Annotated in this window: 10 protein-coding genes and 1 pseudogene; 9 read left to right on the top strand and 2 right to left on the bottom strand. The window is 45.1% G+C overall.

Annotated features, from left to right (window positions below; genetic code table 11):
* Both IM462_RS06505 and IM462_RS06510 read left to right on the top strand, forming a co-directional pair.
* A pseudogene (locus tag IM462_RS06505) lies at positions 1 to 280 on the top strand (glutamate dehydrogenase); the annotation flags it as partial.
* Between the two features lie 146 nt (positions 281 to 426).
* Positions 427 to 3,159 carry a cation-transporting P-type ATPase gene (locus IM462_RS06510; RefSeq protein ID WP_287703640.1) on the top strand — a complete coding sequence of 911 codons (2,733 nt, stop codon included), beginning with the start codon at positions 427 to 429 and terminating at the stop codon, positions 3,157 to 3,159.
* 603 nt (positions 3,160 to 3,762) lie between these two features.
* On the opposite strand, the gene IM462_RS06515 is transcribed toward IM462_RS06510, so the two are convergent.
* Positions 3,763 to 6,867, bottom strand: a complete 3,105-nt coding sequence (locus IM462_RS06515; protein ID WP_287703602.1) for an efflux RND transporter permease subunit — start codon at positions 6,865 to 6,867, stop codon at positions 3,763 to 3,765.
* A gap of 137 nt (positions 6,868 to 7,004) precedes the next feature.
* Positions 7,005 to 7,682 (bottom strand): C40 family peptidase, encoded by a 678-nt coding sequence (locus IM462_RS06520; protein ID WP_287703604.1) that lies wholly within the window; start codon positions 7,680 to 7,682, stop codon positions 7,005 to 7,007.
* A gap of 595 nt (positions 7,683 to 8,277) precedes the next feature.
* Between IM462_RS06520 and IM462_RS06525 the strand changes: the two genes are divergently transcribed.
* The 7 genes from IM462_RS06525 (at position 8,278) to trpE (ending at position 15,918) form a co-directional block, all read left to right on the top strand.
* Positions 8,278 to 9,666 (top strand): LCP family protein, encoded by a 1,389-nt coding sequence (locus IM462_RS06525; protein ID WP_287703606.1) that lies wholly within the window; start codon positions 8,278 to 8,280, stop codon positions 9,664 to 9,666.
* Positions 9,667 to 9,668: 2 nt separating this feature from the next.
* Positions 9,669 to 10,169, top strand: coding sequence for a pentapeptide repeat-containing protein (locus IM462_RS06530; protein ID WP_287703607.1), 501 nt, complete (start codon positions 9,669 to 9,671; stop codon positions 10,167 to 10,169).
* A gap of 127 nt (positions 10,170 to 10,296) precedes the next feature.
* A complete protein-coding gene (locus IM462_RS06535; RefSeq protein ID WP_024968460.1) occupies positions 10,297 to 10,884 on the top strand; it encodes an anthranilate synthase component II in 588 nt (195 codons plus the stop codon).
* Positions 10,885 to 10,945: 61 nt separating this feature from the next.
* A complete protein-coding gene (locus IM462_RS06540) occupies positions 10,946 to 11,755 on the top strand; it encodes an MBL fold metallo-hydrolase (protein WP_287703610.1) in 810 nt (269 codons plus the stop codon).
* A gap of 79 nt (positions 11,756 to 11,834) precedes the next feature.
* Positions 11,835 to 13,472, top strand: coding sequence for an ABC transporter permease (locus IM462_RS06545; RefSeq protein ID WP_287703612.1), 1,638 nt, complete (start codon positions 11,835 to 11,837; stop codon positions 13,470 to 13,472).
* Between the two features lie 365 nt (positions 13,473 to 13,837).
* Positions 13,838 to 14,263 (top strand): photosystem I reaction center subunit II PsaD, encoded by a 426-nt coding sequence (locus IM462_RS06550; RefSeq protein WP_108935671.1) that lies wholly within the window; start codon positions 13,838 to 13,840, stop codon positions 14,261 to 14,263.
* Positions 14,264 to 14,397: 134 nt separating this feature from the next.
* Positions 14,398 to 15,918: an anthranilate synthase component I gene (trpE, locus tag IM462_RS06555; RefSeq protein WP_287703615.1), complete on the top strand. Its 1,521-nt coding sequence runs from the start codon at positions 14,398 to 14,400 to the stop codon at positions 15,916 to 15,918.
* Positions 15,919 to 15,923 lie beyond the last annotated feature (5 nt).

The raw sequence follows: 15,923 nt of genomic DNA on the forward strand, positions 1-15,923 counted from the left end.
AATTCTCGTTTTCCCCGATATTTTGGTTAACGCCGGTGGGGTAACGGTGAGTTATTTTGAATGGGTGCAAAATCGCAGCGGTCTTTATTGGCGATTAAACGAGATAAATGAGCGCTTAAAAGAAAGAATGGTGACAGAAGCCGAAAAAGTCTGGTCTTTCGCCCAGGAGTTCGATATATCTCTGCGTACCGCCGCCTACGCCCAGGCTATTGATCGTCTCGGTGAAGCCCTAGATGCCAAGGGAACCCGCGACTATTACCAAAATAAGACGAGAGCTTAAGGTCGTCGGTCGTCGGTCGTCAGGAAATAGGGTGATAGGGTTTTGGGGTGATAGGGTGATGAGACAGCTTCCCCACTTCCCCACTTCCCCACACCCTGTCCCCACGAAAAACTTTTTGCCGCAAACCCTAAATATGGTCGAGCATGATGCCAGTTCAATTATCGTTGCCGTTGTATCATCAACTTTCTCAACCAGAGGTGATTGAATACTTGAGCAGCGATGGGTCAGGGGGCTTATCAGCAGAAGAAGTGGCCAGTCGCTACGAAAAATATGGCCCGAATGAACTGCGATTTAAGCCGGGGAAACCAGCTTGGTTGAGATTTTTGGGGCAATTTCATCAGCCGCTACTCTATATTCTCTTGCTTGCGGGTACTATTAAGGCATTTTTAGGGTCTTGGACGAATGCCTCGGTGATTTGGGGAGTTACCCTGATCAATGCCATTATTGGCTATGTGCAGGAAGCTAAGGCGGAAGGTGCGATCGCTTCCTTGGCCAAAGCCGTAACCACAGAAGCGACGGTGTTGCGAGAGGGACAAACCCTGCGGATTCCATCTCAGGATTTGGTGCCAGGAGATATCGTTTTATTGGCATCGGGGGATAAAGTACCGGCGGACTTGAGGCTGCTGAAAGTCCGCAATTTGCAGGTGGATGAGTCTGCCTTGACTGGGGAATCCTTGCCCGGGTCAAAAGCGATCGAACCCTTACCCGGGGATACGCCCCTAGCAGAAAGGACAAACATGGCCTACGCAGGGAGTTTCGTTACCTTTGGACAGGGCAAAGGGATTGTTGTGTCCACGGCCAACGCCACCGAAGTGGGGCAGATTTCCCAGTCGATGGAAAGCCGAGTCAGCCTTAGCACCCCCCTGACCCGTAAATTTGCCCAATTTAGCCGCACCCTACTTTACGCAATTTTGACCCTAGCAACCTTGACCTTTGCCATCGGGTTAGGACGGGGGAAATCTTGGATCGATATGTTTGAAGCTGCCGTTGCCCTCGCAGTGAGTGCGATTCCAGAAGGGCTGCCGGCAGTGGTAACGATTACCTTGGCAATTGGGGTCAACCGCATGGCCCGTCGTCATGCGATTATTCGTAAACTGCCCGCAGTGGAAGCATTGGGGAGTGCGACCGTCATTTGTTCCGACAAAACTGGAACCCTGACCGAAAATCAAATGACTGTACAGTCCATTTATACTGAAGGGCAATATTACGCCGTTAGTGGTGGTGGCTATAGTCCCAAGGGCGAAATTAGTCTGATCACCGATGGCAACCCCAGCAGCCCATTTGCAGAGGAATTGCCGCCGGCCCTGGGGGATTGTCTGGTAGCTGGTTTGCTTTGTAATGACTCCGGGCTAAAACAAACGGGAGAAGATTGGTCAGTGGTGGGGGATCCTACGGAAGGGGCGCTGATTGCGGCCGCCGCCAAAGCAGGTCTCAGTCAATTGGGGCTATTGTCTTTAACCCCACGATTGGATGCAATTCCCTTTGAATCTGAGTACCAATACATGGCAACCCTGCATGATGGGATACCTCGCCTGATCTATGTCAAGGGATCGGTTGAGTCCCTGATGCGTCGTTGTTCCCAGATGATCGATCGCTATGGTCAGATGACCGCGCTGAACGCCGAACAGATCGAGCAAGCGGTAGAAACGATGGCAGAGCAGGGTTTACGGGTGCTTGCCTTTGCCAAAAAAGCAGCAGCGACCCATCAGCATTCTATCGACCATGAGGATATCGAAACAGGCTTGGTGTTTCTAGGATTACAGGGCATGATTGACCCGCCTCGTCCAGAGGCGATCGCTGCCGTTCACGCCTGTCAAACTGCCGGGATTCGGGTCAAGATGATTACTGGTGATCATCTTGTCACGGCACGGGCGATCGCTGAACGGATGGGCATTAAAACGGCAGCACAAGTCTTAGCATTTGAGGGAAAACAATTAGCGCAAATGGATAATCATCAACTGGCCCAAGCGGTGGTCGATGGATCGGTATTTGCCAGGGTTGCCCCTACCCAAAAACTGCAACTGGTGGAAGTACTCCAGTCTCAAGGGGAAATCGTGGCGATGACCGGCGATGGTGTCAATGATGCGCCGGCTCTCAAGCAGGCCGATATCGGCATTGCCATGGGGAAAGGGGGAACGGAAGTCGCCAGGGAATCGGCTGATATGCTCCTCACTGATGATAACTTTGCCTCGATCAAGGCCGCTGTCGAAGAAGGACGCACCGTTTATCAAAATTTACGCAAAGCGATATCTTTTCTCTTGCCTGTCAATGGTGGCGAATCGATGACCATTCTGATCAGTACTTTACTAGCGCGAGATTTACCCATCCTCTCCCTACAAGTACTCTGGTTGAACATGATCAACTCGGTCACGATGACTGTTCCCCTGGCCTTTGAAGCAAAATCCCCCGGCATTATGCAGTCACCACCACGCAATCCCAATGAACCTTTGATCACCAAAAAACTATTGCGCCGAATTTTGGCTGTTTCATTGTTTAACTGGATTCTGATTTTTGGTATGTTTGAGTGGGCTAAATCGACCACAGGAGATATTGCCGTTGCCCGCACAATGGCAATTCAATCCCTTGTGGCAGCACGGGTTATCTATCTGCTCAGTATCAGCCAATTAGGGATGAGCCTAGTTAACTACCTGCGTGGTCAGTCAACCTCGATTACTAATGCACCAATCCTAATTTTGGGGATTGTGGCTGCTGTTGCCCTACAAATTTTATTTAGTCAATGGGGGGTGATGAACAGTCTGTTTGCAACGGCGACCCTAAGCGGTCATCAATGGCTAATCTGTTTATTGCCGATGCCGCTCATGGTACTTTGGGCAATTTTTACCAATGTTATCGATCCTCCTCATTGTCATGGGAAATAACTAGGGTTTGCGGCAAAAAGTTTGTTGGTGGGGTTAGGAGTCAGGAGCCGGTCGTCGGTCGTTTCAGGCTTTGTTGCCCTCTCTTTTTGTACCAGTTTATGTACTAAAAGAAGGATAATGCAAGGTTTTTGAGAGTCCCAATCCGATTTTCTGGCACTAATACCATTTCTCTAAATGAAAACTACACATCGAATTTAAGTCACCCTTTTTAAGGGGGATTTAGGGGGATTAAACTTCTGTAGTCAGACTTTGGAGAATTGGTATAACATCGGATTTTAACAGGTCAAAAACCTCATTTTAAAAGGGTTTTACCATTATTCAGCAAACCCTAAATATTCTCAAGTTTTTGTAATCAATCAATAATTTTTACTTATCTTTAGCCAACATTGGGTTAGGAGACAGTATTCTCCGAGTCGGGAGTCAGGAGTCAGGAGTCGGGAGTCAGCTTTATTCTCCCCACACCCTACACCCCACACCCCACACCCCACACCCGTTCGGACCTCGGCGTGAGCTCGGTCGAACGCTGAGCTCACGGCCGAAGCCCACACCCCACACCCCACTTCCCCACTTCCCCACTTCCCCACTTCCCACTGTGCAGGGGGATTATTTTCTAGAGAATAAAACGTAAAAACAGGGAATAATAAACAGAGTTAACAGAGTTGCTAAAGACAAACCCGAAAAAACGACAATTCCTAAAGGTTGCAGGAATTCTCCCCCCTCTCCTAATCCTAAAGCGAGGGGAAATAAACCTAAAACCGTGGTCACGGTAGTCATTAAAATCGGTCGTAAACGTTGGGGAGCGGCCTTTAAAATAGCTTGTAGTCGAGTAAAACCGAATTCTTGCCGCAATTGATTCGCCAATTCCACCATAATAATCGCATTATTAACCACAATCCCCACCAATAAAACCACCCCGACGATGACAATGGCATTAATCGGGGTTTTGGTCAAATATAGTCCAAAAATTCCCCCCGCTAGGGCCAAAGGAACGGTTAACATAATCACCAAAGGGTCTATAAGCGAGTTATACTGCACGGCCATGACCACAAAGACTAAAAATACCGATAAACCCGCTAATAAACCCAAAGAACCCTGAATTTCTTGATTAGACGTGGCAGCAGCACTGGGTAAAATGCTGACACCATCGGGTAAGGGAGTAGCGTTTAAAACCGATTGTACCCCCGCGAGTGCGTCACTTAATTTCGCTCCCTCGACCAAACTGCCGATAATAATAAAAACTTGACGCTGATTGATTCTCTGGATGACCCCGGGGGTTTTTCCCGCTTCAATCCGGGCTATATCTGCTAATTTTAAGTCTTCTTGCCTATTGACAAAAATAGGTATTTGTGATATGTCACTAATTTTTTGCCGCGAGTTGGGGTCTAATTGCACTCGGATATCGATTAATCTTTCTCCCCGTTGCAGTTGGGTGGGGATCGATCCTTGAATAGCGGTCCGTAGCGTTTGTCCCACTTCCAGGGTACTCAATCCCAAACTATTTAAGCGGGTCCAATCGGGTTTAATCTGAATTTCTGGTTGTCTGGGGTCAGCATCGGCACGAAAACGCGCACTAGGTACTTTTTCATCGAGAATACCGAGGATTTCTTCACCAGCTTGCTCTAGAGTTTTCCCATCTCGTCCCTGTAACATCACATCCACATCGGCACCGACGGAGGGAGAGTTATTAAGAATAATACCGCGCACTTGACCGGGGGTGAGACGCAAACGCACGTTAACGAGGTTTAATTGCTCTAGTGCTTTGCTCATGCGTTCGATATAGGCTTCTGTATTAGTGCCTTTTTTGAGACTAATCGTACTAGAAGCACGCAAAATATTTTCATTGGTAGTTGTGCCAAAAAGAGAACCGCCACTGGTAGTAAAAACATACTCAGTTTCCGGCTGTGATAATAAAATCTTTTCCACTTCCCCCATCACCTGACGGTTAGTATTTAAATTGGTACCAGGGGGAAATTGAGCAAAAACGTTCACCTGTCCGGTTTGAATACGACTAAAGACTTCCTGGGGGATATATTGCCAGAGATAGAAACTACTTCCCCCTAAAATTAAAAAGGCCAGCAGGATAACAGGTATTCTGTAGTGGAGGATTTTAGCTAAAAAACGACCGTAGAGGATGGTTAAACCTTCTATACGTTGACTAAAGACTTTTAAGAGCCAAAACCGATGGATACCACTAGAAACCCGCATATTTAACAAACGACTGGCCAACATGGGAACAACGGTTAACGCACACAGCAGAGAAGCAGCCACAGCAAAACTGATAGTAAGGATAATCTCGTTAAACAGCAGGGAAATAAAACCACCCAGTAATAAAAATGGCAGGATAGAAACGAGATTAGTCGCAGTGGAGGCCACTAAAGCAGATTCTACCTCTTGGCTGCTATTCCGGGCAATTTCTAAAAAATCTCGCTTATTTTGGTTTTGATTAACTTTGAGGGCAATATTTTCCAGCATGACAATGGAATTATCCACCACGATGCCCACCCCTAGGGCCAATCCTCCCAAACTAAACACATTTATCGATAACCCGAATAACTTCATACAGATAATTGCGACGAGGGTAGAAAGAGGAATCGCTAGGGTAATGATAAAAGTCTGTCGTAGGGAACCGAGAAAGACGAATACAGTCAATCCTGCTAGAATTGTCCCCGCTAGTCCCGACGAAACCACGTTATTAACCGCGTTTTGGATAAATACAGACTCATCGGTAGTGGTGACGACTTGTATTCCCCCGGTCATTAACCCGGATTTTTTTAATTCTGTAATGCGTTTTTTGACCCCTTCTACCACAGCAATCGTGTTCGCATTCGGTTGTTTTTGGACGCTAACCCTGACGGCATTTTTTCCATTTAGGGTGACAAAAATTCTTTGTTCTTCTGTCCCATCGATAACTCTGGCCACATCCCGCAGATAGATTTTTTCTTCGGGATTATTACTATCGGTCAGTGCTAAATCTTGAATATCCGCTACGTTTTTAAATTTCCCCACCGCACGGGTTAAAGGTTCCCCGGTTTCTCCCTGTAGTCGGCCCCCAGAGATGTCCTGATTGCGTCTTTTTAGGGTGTCTAAAACCTGATTTAATCCCACTCCTAAAAATTGTAATCGCTGCAGGTCAATATTAACTTGAATTTCTTCTCTAACTCCCCCAATCACGTCCACCACTGCCACTCCTTCCACAAATCCTAATTCTCTCCCTAATTCTTCATCGGCAAATAATCTTAAATCTTTTAGGGGTAGGGTATCAGAAACGAGAGCGAATTCATAGACGGGTAAACGAGATGGTTCAAATTTATTTAAGCGCGGTTCCTCAATAATATCTGGTAAATTTTGTCGGACACGATTAAAACTTTCGGTAGCTTCATTTAAGGCAACATTTAAATCTCCCCCCGGTTGAAAAAATAAATCTACTCGCATCCTTCCCTCGCGAGTTTCTGAATAAACTTGCACTACTCCCTCGGTGGCACTCATTCCTTCTTCCAGGGGTTTAGTTACTTCTTCGAGAATAACTTCTGGGGACACTCCAGGGACATTCATCCTTAAACTAATGCGGGGATAAGTGATAGAAGGAAGCAAATCTACTTGTAAACGATTTAGAAAAAAAAGACCGATGATGATAACTGCTATAGTTAACGTCAATACTCCTATGTGACGACGAATTGATAGACCGCTTAGGGAGATGTTTTCTGACATGATTATCTATGGGGGAGAGTGAGGAGACAGGAGACAGGAGTTAGGAGTCAGGAGTTAGGAGTCAGGAGATTATTTTTATCTATTCTTCCCACTTCATAATTCATAATTCATAATTCATAATTACCACTGATAACTGATTAATTGTGCATAACTCGACCGAAACTCCATAATTTTTGATAATAATGACGACTGATGCTATCCTGATCATCAGTAAGTAGATTTATAGCGATACCATTGTTACCTGTTTCTTTGCCTGAACTGTGGATATATTGATTATTCCCTAGATATAAAGCCACATGATTAACTCTTTTATCACCAAAAAAAATTAAATCTCCTGGGAGTAATTCCTCTCGGTTTATTTTTTGACAAAAAGCCTGCTGTTGATAGGAATCCCTCGGCAACCAAATGCCAAAGCTGGCAAAAGCGGCCTGGATTAATCCTGAACAATCGTAATTAGGTGCAAGGGTTCCACCCCAGAGATAATGATTGGTACGGTTCCTTGCTTCCTGAGTAAAAGTGATAATATCAGGAATGTGTTTTTCTATGTCCGAACGAGTTACAGGAATTTTTTGATAAGCTGTGGTGGCCACCGCAATTGCATCTAAATCTTCTCCGCATAACCAAGCTAAATAATTATCTTCCCTTAGCTGAATTTGTAGCCCTTTTTCGGTAATTTCTAGGGAAATAAATTTTAATTTTCTTCCCTGTTGTGCTTGGGTAGCTAACTCTTGACAACTGGGAGAATTGTAGAGATTTAAGTCTCTTATACAGAGATATTCCTGGGTGGATGATGGGGGAAGGGAGATGATTTTCATAAAAAATAGATCAGAATTATATTGACAGAAACAAATGCCCAACTAGCCAAAAGCTAAGGGATAAAATTGAGGATTTAATGATAAAATAAATAAGGAGAGTAACCTTAGTTCTGTCATCTTCAAGTTTCCACCTCTCTTAATTCTTGGCCACAGAGATAATCTATAACCGAACCGAATCCCTCAAAAATTATTAAACCTCTTGCCTAATTAACTTTTCAGGGTTCAAAAACGGCAAAAATAAGGATTAAATGGCATAAAATCTGTGAATAGAGCATTTAATTGACTATTAAGTAGGTAGGTGTTAAAAATTGTCAGATACCCCCCTTATCAAGGGGGGATTAAGGGGGGATCGAAGGCAAAATATATCTTCTATCTTAACTCTCCTGACTACTGGCTACTGGCTACTGATCCCTAACCCTAACAACAATTTTTAATTTTTACAACAGGTCTAGGATAGCCAGTTCCTTAACAATATGTTACAATAGCCGGCGAGAGGGGGGTGGCCAATATCTGGAACTTTTGGGCTAGAGATAGATTCTAGGTATCAGCAGTCACCTCCTAGAGTAAGCTTTTAATCAGATGTTGAGGTTAGTCCATGGCCAATGTTTCCGGGCGGTTTGAAAAGCAAGAATACAGCCAAAACTCAGAAAATACCGTCGCAGTGGTCAGTTCAGTCATGTCCGGTTTTAAAAAAGCATCTCCCCTGCAAAAGGGCTTATTTTGGGGAATGACCCTCAGTTTTACCGCCCTAGTTTCCGCTACTCTCGGGGCTGCCGTCGCTTTAATTAGTCCCTTACCCGCACCAATTGGGGCTATCTTCCAAAAAACGACTTTTCCCACCCAAACAGACATCCTTGAGGCCCAAGCTTGGAATAGCTTAATCAATCAGCAGCTTTCTCGTCCTGTTAATATTTTAGTTATGGGCATCGATCGAGTTTTAGATGCCAAAAACAGCGACGATGTATTTAAAGGTCGCAGCGATACCATGCTCCTAGTGCGCTTCGATCCTAGCGATAAAACCGTGAGAATGCTGTCTATCCCTCGCGATAGCCGCGTCAGAATCCCCGGCCACGGTTTCACTAAAATCAACGATGCTAACGTTCACGGTGGACCGACTCTAGCGGCGGAAGTGGTCAGTAATACTTTAGGGGATATTACCATCGATCGCTATGTGCGGGTGACTACCGATGCCTTTAAGGAATTAGTCGATTTAGTCGGGGGTGTAGAGGTTTATGTACCCGAACGAATGTATCATAAAGATGTCACCCAAAAATTAGAAATTGATTTACAAGAGGGTTGGCAAAATCTCAACGGCGACCAAGCAGAACAATTTGCCCGTTTTCGTAACCCGCAATACGGCGATATTGGTCGCGTACAAAGACAACAAATTTTATTAAAAGCACTACAACAAAAGATTTTTAGTCCGACAATTCTCCCCAGTCTCCCGAAAGCAGTACAGGTTTTACAACAATATATCGATACGAATTTAAGCGTCGAGGAAATGCTGGCTATCGCTAATTTTGGCCGGGAAATTAAACAGGATGACCTAAGAATGATCCTACTCCCCGGCCGGTTTAATAGCCTTGAGGAATACGATGGTCGCAGTTATTGGATTTTGAACCGTCGCGAAATCAGAACCATTGTGGCTAACAATTTTACCGATAACTATGGGGGGGGAGAAACCTCCGTTTATAGTCTGCGGATTGCCATTCAAAATGCCACCCATACCAAAGGTTTAGCCCGTCGTACTCGTAATTATCTGGCCAAACGGGGCTACACAAATGTTTATATTAGCGATGACTCCTCCCAAAAGCTAGAAACCACGGCAATTATTGCCCAAAAAGGTGATGTTCAGTCGGCTAACGTCTTGAAAAATCAATTGGGAATCGGTAAAGTAGAATCATCCTCCACTGGTGCTTTAGACTCAGACCTAACCATTCGGGTGGGTGATGATGTGGCCCAGTTTCTCGACGCTCAACAGTAACAATGTTGAAAAATTTTTTCAGTCTGGTTTTAATTATTTTGCTGGCGATTCTTTGGCTACTTTTCGCAGCCCGTCCGGCAGCTTTAGCCCAAGATAAAACGATTAACTATAGTTTTGCCCAGCTGCAAGATCGGGATTTTTCCCATCAGGATTTACGCGGAGGAGTTTTCGCCGCTGCCGCGATGCGGGGAGTTAACCTAGAAGGGGCCGATTTATCCTATAGCATTCTCACCGAGGCTGTCCTCTTAAAAGCTAACTTAAAAGGAGCTGATTTAACCGCATCTTTGGTAGATAGAGTTACCCTCGATTTTGCCGATTTAACTAATACTATTTTTACCGATGCGATCGCTACTCGCAGCCGTTTTTATGACACAATTATTACCGGGGCCGATTTCACTAACGCGATAATTGATAACTATCAGGTTAAGTTAATGTGTGAACGGGCCGATGGCATTAATCCCGTCACAGGAGTGGCCACCAGAGATAGTTTAGGCTGTAATTAGTAATTCCGGGCAGATTCTAGCTGACTGCTCAAAAATAGCCTACCCCCTACACTCCGGCTATCTCGATCGAGACAGCAGAGGTGTAGAATGAAAATACTGAGCGAGGCTAGGGAAAGGAGAGAGACTCTTGATAATCGTCATCGATAACTATGATAGTTTTACCTACAATTTAGTCCAGTATTTGGGAGAATTAGCCTCCGAGTTCCCGATCGCTGTGCCGATCGAGGTCTATCGTAATGATAAAATAGACTTGGCCACAATCGAACAAATGCGGCCGGATGGGATTGTCATTTCCCCCGGTCCTGGTCGTCCGGTCGATGCGGGCATATCTCTGGAATTAATCGCTAAATTTGGCCCCCATTTGCCGATTTTGGGGGTCTGTCTCGGTCATCAAAGTATCGGTCAGGTATTCGGAGGGGATGTGGTCTCGGCCCCGGTCTTGATGCACGGCAAAACTTCCCCAATCTATCACAACAGTGAAGGGGTATTTCAAGGGTTAGAAAATCCTTTTACTGCCACCCGTTACCATAGTTTAGTGATCGATCGCTCCACCATGCCGGATAATTTAGAGATCACGGCCTGGGTGGAAGATGGCACGGTCATGGGAGTCCGTCATCGGGATTACCCCCACATTCAAGGAGTACAATTCCATCCCGAAAGTATTTTAACCACTGCTGGCAAGGAACTTTTAAGAAACTTTCTCCGATCCCTCTAGTGTTTACTAATCCCCAACCCCTGAAATTAACCCTAACTTGATTAATTCTGCATCTACATTTATGAAAAGGCGAGATTTTATCTTATCGGCGGGGGCAAGTTTCTTAACCGTGGCAGTAAGCTCAGTTTTAGCGGAAACTAAACCGAAACCCACTAACCCCACTTCCCCCCAAAAACCCGATAATTCCCTCTTAGTTCAATGGTTGGGTCATAGTTGCTTTTTATTCACCGGAGGAGGGCAAAGAGTCCTCGTTAATCCCTTCCGGGCGATCGGTTGTACGGCGGGTTTTCCTTTGCCAAAAGTAGAAGCAGATATCGTTTTAATTAGTAGTCAACTCTGGGATGAAGGGGCCGCCGAGGGTTTACCAGGTAATCCGAAAATTTTGTTTGAGCCGGGGGCCTATGATCTGGGTAAATTAAAATTCCAGGGCATTAGTATTGCCCATGATCGCATGGGGGGGCAACGTTTCGGCATGAATGTGGCCTGGCGTTGGACCCAAGCAGGGATTAGTATTGTCCATTTAGGGGGGGCAGCAGCCCCAATTGAATTAGAACAAAGAATTCTCCTAGGTTCGCCGGATTTAGCTTTTATTCCCGTGGGAGGTGGTCCAAAAAATTATAATCCCCAAGAAGCAAAACAGGCGATCGAAGTTTTACAACCGCGAATTGCTGTCCCGACGCAATACTTCACCAGTGCCGCCGATAAAAATGCCTGTGAATTGGTCTCTGTAGATGAGTTTCTCAAGTTAGTCAAAGATAAAAATATCCGTTTAATCGGGGACAATAAATTACGGATTCGTGCCGCCGATTTACCCAAAAAAGGGACTCTCATTCGCGTGTTTGACTACCGCAAACTGTTACAGAAATCCTAATTTTTAGGAGCCAATGACCTAGGACTGCTGTAGATCATCTCCTAGTTCTCTAAAAATTGCTTTAACAATTTTATTAAAAATGTTTTTGCTGAAAGAATCTCGCTCTTTTTTTAGACAGGGATGGACAATTGCGGTTTTACTAATTGCCCTGCTTGTTTCCCTGCCGATTTTATCGGTGGCCAGTAGTTTATTAACTAATTCCAGTCAAGTCTGGCAACATCTGCTCGAAACTGTTCTCTGGGATTATCTAGTTAATTCTTTTTGGTTAATGTGCGGGGTGGGCAGCGGCGTTTTAATCATCGGTGTAGGGACCGCTTGGTTAACAACGATGTGTCAATTTCCCGGTCGTCAACAATTTCAATGGTTATTATTACTACCCCTTGCCGCTCCTGCCTATCTCTTGGCCTATACTTATACCAATATGATGGACTATTTTGGTCCGGTGCAAACGTTCTTAAGAAGTGTTTTCGGTTGGAATAGTGTCGAAGATTATTGGTTTCCTAATATCCGTTCTCTCTGGGGGGGGATTCTGATGTTAATACTGGTGCTTTATCCCTACGTTTATCTGTTAGCAAGGGTCGGTTTTTTAGAACAATCTGTCTGCACAGTGGAGGCAAGTCGCTCCCTGGGATGTAATCCTTGGCGTAGTTTTTTTACTGTCGCTTTACCCCTAACAAGACCGGCAATTATGGCGGGATTAGCCCTAGCTTTAATGGAAACTCTGAACGATTTTGGTACGGTGCAGTATTTCGGAATTAATGCTTTTACCACGGGGATTTATAATACTTGGTTCGGTATGGGCGATCGCATAGCAGCGGGGCAGTTATCCACAGTTTTAATGGTATTTATCCTCGTTTTAGTTTTCCTTGAACAATCCTCCCGTCGTCAAGCTCGTTACTATGAAATGACCAATCGTTTCCAGTCACCGACTAAGTACGAACTAGGATTTGTTCGCAGTTTTTTGGCAATTATATCCTGTTTTTTGCCAGTATTTCTTGGGTTTATTGCCCCCGCTTTCTATCTGGCCTATTTAGCCTTTAATCATGCCCAAGAAACTTTTAACAACGACTTTCTTAGTCTATCGGGAAACAGTTTTTTTCTGGCTAGTTTAAGCGCAATTATTGCGGTAGTTTTAGCTTTAATTCTCGCCTACGGGGAAAGACTTAATCCGAATAAAACTCTTAAAGGTTCTGTGCGGATTGCGGCGGCTGGTTATGCTATCCCCGGCATTGTTATCGCAGTGGGGGTTTTAATTCCTCTAGGTAAATTAGATAACTTTTTCAACCAAGTATTAAATATCAATTTAATTCTGAGCGGCACAATTTTCTGTCTAATTTTTGCCTATATTGTCCGGTTTTTAGCCGTAGCTTTTTCCACATTAGAATCGAGTTTAAGTAAAATTAAACCTAGTTTAGATGATGCTTCCCGCAGCCTTGGCTATGGCACTGGTGCCACTTTAATTAAAGTGCATATTCCTCTTTTGTCGGGGGGATTATTGACGGCGGCTATGTTAGTTTTTGTCGATGTGATGAAGGAATTACCGGCTACTTTGGTGTTAAGACCTTTTAATTTTGATACCCTAGCGGTGCGCGTTTATCAATACGCCAGTGATGAACGTTTGGTGGAAGCGGCGGCACCAGCCCTGGCCATTGTCCTAGTGGGATTAATTCCGGTAATTTTTTTAAGTTGGCAAATTTCCCGACGGGCGATCGATTAAAGTGGTGGGCGAGCGCCTGGCCGCTTAGTTCTATTTAGGGTCTGCTGAAAAAGTTTGTTGGTGGGGTTAGGAGTCAGGAGTCAGGAGCCGGTCGTTAGGAGCCGGTCGTCAGGAGTTAGGAGGCAGGAGTCAGGAGACAGGAGACAGTTTCATTTATTCTCCCCACACCCCACACCCGTTCGGCTGAGCTCACGGCCGAAGCCCACACCCTGCCGCGAGGAAAAACTTTTTCGGTAAATCCTAGTTCTATAGTCTAGTACAAAATAATGTTACAGTTCTTGACAAGACTACTAGAGAGGGGGGGTGTCAGTGATAGGATTCCCTAAAACCCCTTTTCTTTATTTTTGTAGAGAGAACAAAATCCTATGACAGAACTTTCTGGAAAAGCTCCTAAGTTCGGTGGCAGCACGGGCGGTTTACTCACCAAAGCCGATCTGGAAGAAAAATACGCCATCACTTGGACAAGCAGCAAAGAACAAGTCTTTGAAATGCCCACTGGTGGCGCCGCTATCATGAACGAAGGCGAAAATCTCCTCTATTTGGCCCGCAAAGAACACGCGCTCGCTCTTGGTACCCAATTCCGGACGAAATTCAAACCCAAAATCGAAGATTACAAAATCTATCGGATTTACCCCAGTGGTGAAGTGCAGTATCTCCACCCCGCTGATGGTGTCTTCCCCGAAAAAGTTAACGCTGGTCGTGAATTTTTCGGCAAAAAAGACCGCAATATCGGCAAAAACCCGGAACCGGCGACAATTAAGTTCTCTGGTGTCACTCCCTACGAAGCATAAATAAACCCTAAAATCGAGAGGGGGGAGTTAGATTTAGAAGCTATTTGGCCCTAGGATTTAACTTCTGACTCTCGATTTCTCTGATCGCAATCGGCTACAAGTGTTGTGCTATCCGTTTCCTGAACCATCAAAATATGATCTTCCCCGACTTCGATCGCTTTCGTCAACTCGCCGGCCAAGGTAACTTTATTCCTGTCTATCAAGAATGGATCGCTGACCTAGAAACGCCCGTTTCGGCCTGGTATAAGGTTTGTGCCGATCAAGCCTACAATTTTTTATTAGAGTCGGTGGAAGGGGGCGAAACCTTGGGACGCTACAGCTTTTTAGGCGGCGATCCCGTCTGGGTATTGGAAGCGCGGGGAAACACCACCACCCAAACTTTTCGCGATGGTTCTCAAGAGATTTTTTCGGGGGATCCTTTCGAGATTTTAACCCGATGTTTAGCCCCGATCGTGCCAGTTAAATTGCCGCAATTACCCGCCGGAATAGGGGGTTTATTTGGTTTTTGGGGTTATGAATTAATTAATTGGATTGAACCGCGAGTGCCTATTTATCCCGCTACCGATGCCGATCTACCAGATGGTATTTGGATGCAGGTGGATAATCTAATTATTTTCGATCAAGTTAAACGGAAAATCTGGGCGATTGCTTATGCCGATATCCGCGGTAACAATCCCGATTTAGCGGCTGCTTATCAAGCGGCCTGCGATCGAGTGACACAGTTAGTTCTCAAGTTACGATTACCCCTACCAACTAATGCCAAAACCCTGGAATTATTACCAGTTGGTCAGGGAAAAGAATTAGTCTATGAAAGCAATACAACTCAGGAAAAATTCTGTCAACATGTCCTAAAAGCTAAGGATTACATCAAAGCGGGGGATATTTTTCAGGTGGTTATTTCCCAGCGTTTAAATGCTAATTATCAGGGTCATCCCTTCGATTTATATCGATCCCTGCGTCTGATTAATCCTTCTCCCTACATGGCTTTTTATAACTTTAAGGATTGGCAGATTATTGGCTCTAGTCCTGAAGTGATGGTTAAGGCAGAACGGGACGAATTAGGTAAAATAAGAGCTACTGTCAGACCAATTGCTGGAACCCGTCGCCGGGGACAAAACTTCAGTGAAGATCAAGCTTTAGCAATAGATTTATTGCAAGATCCCAAAGAAATTGCCGAGCATATTATGTTAGTGGATTTGGGTAGAAATGATCTAGGCCGGGTGTGCGATCGAGGTACGGTCAAAGTGGACGAATTAATGATCATTGAACGTTATTCCCACGTTATGCACATTGTTAGTAATGTGGTGGGGGATTTAGCCACCAATAAAAGTGCTTGGGATTTATTAAAAGCTTGTTTTCCGGCGGGAACCGTCAGTGGGGCCCCGAAAATTCGCGCTATGGAAATTATTCATGAATTAGAACCCTGTCGTCGTGGTCCCTATTCAGGGGTTTATGGTTACTACGATTTCGAGGGACAGTTAAATAGTGCCATCACGATTCGCACTATGATTGTTCGTCCCCAAGGTAATCAAAATTATCTGGTTTCTGTGCAAGCGGGAGCGGGGTTAGTAGCCGATTCTGAGCCGGAGAAAGAGTATGAAGAAACCCTCAACAAAGCCAGGGGTTTATTGGAGGCAATTCGCTGTTTAAGTTAGATTTT

Origin of the sequence: Microcystis sp. M144S2, assembly GCF_020246065.1 — a bacterium.
GTDB lineage: Bacteria > Cyanobacteriota > Cyanobacteriia > Cyanobacteriales > Microcystaceae > Microcystis > Microcystis ichthyoblabe_A.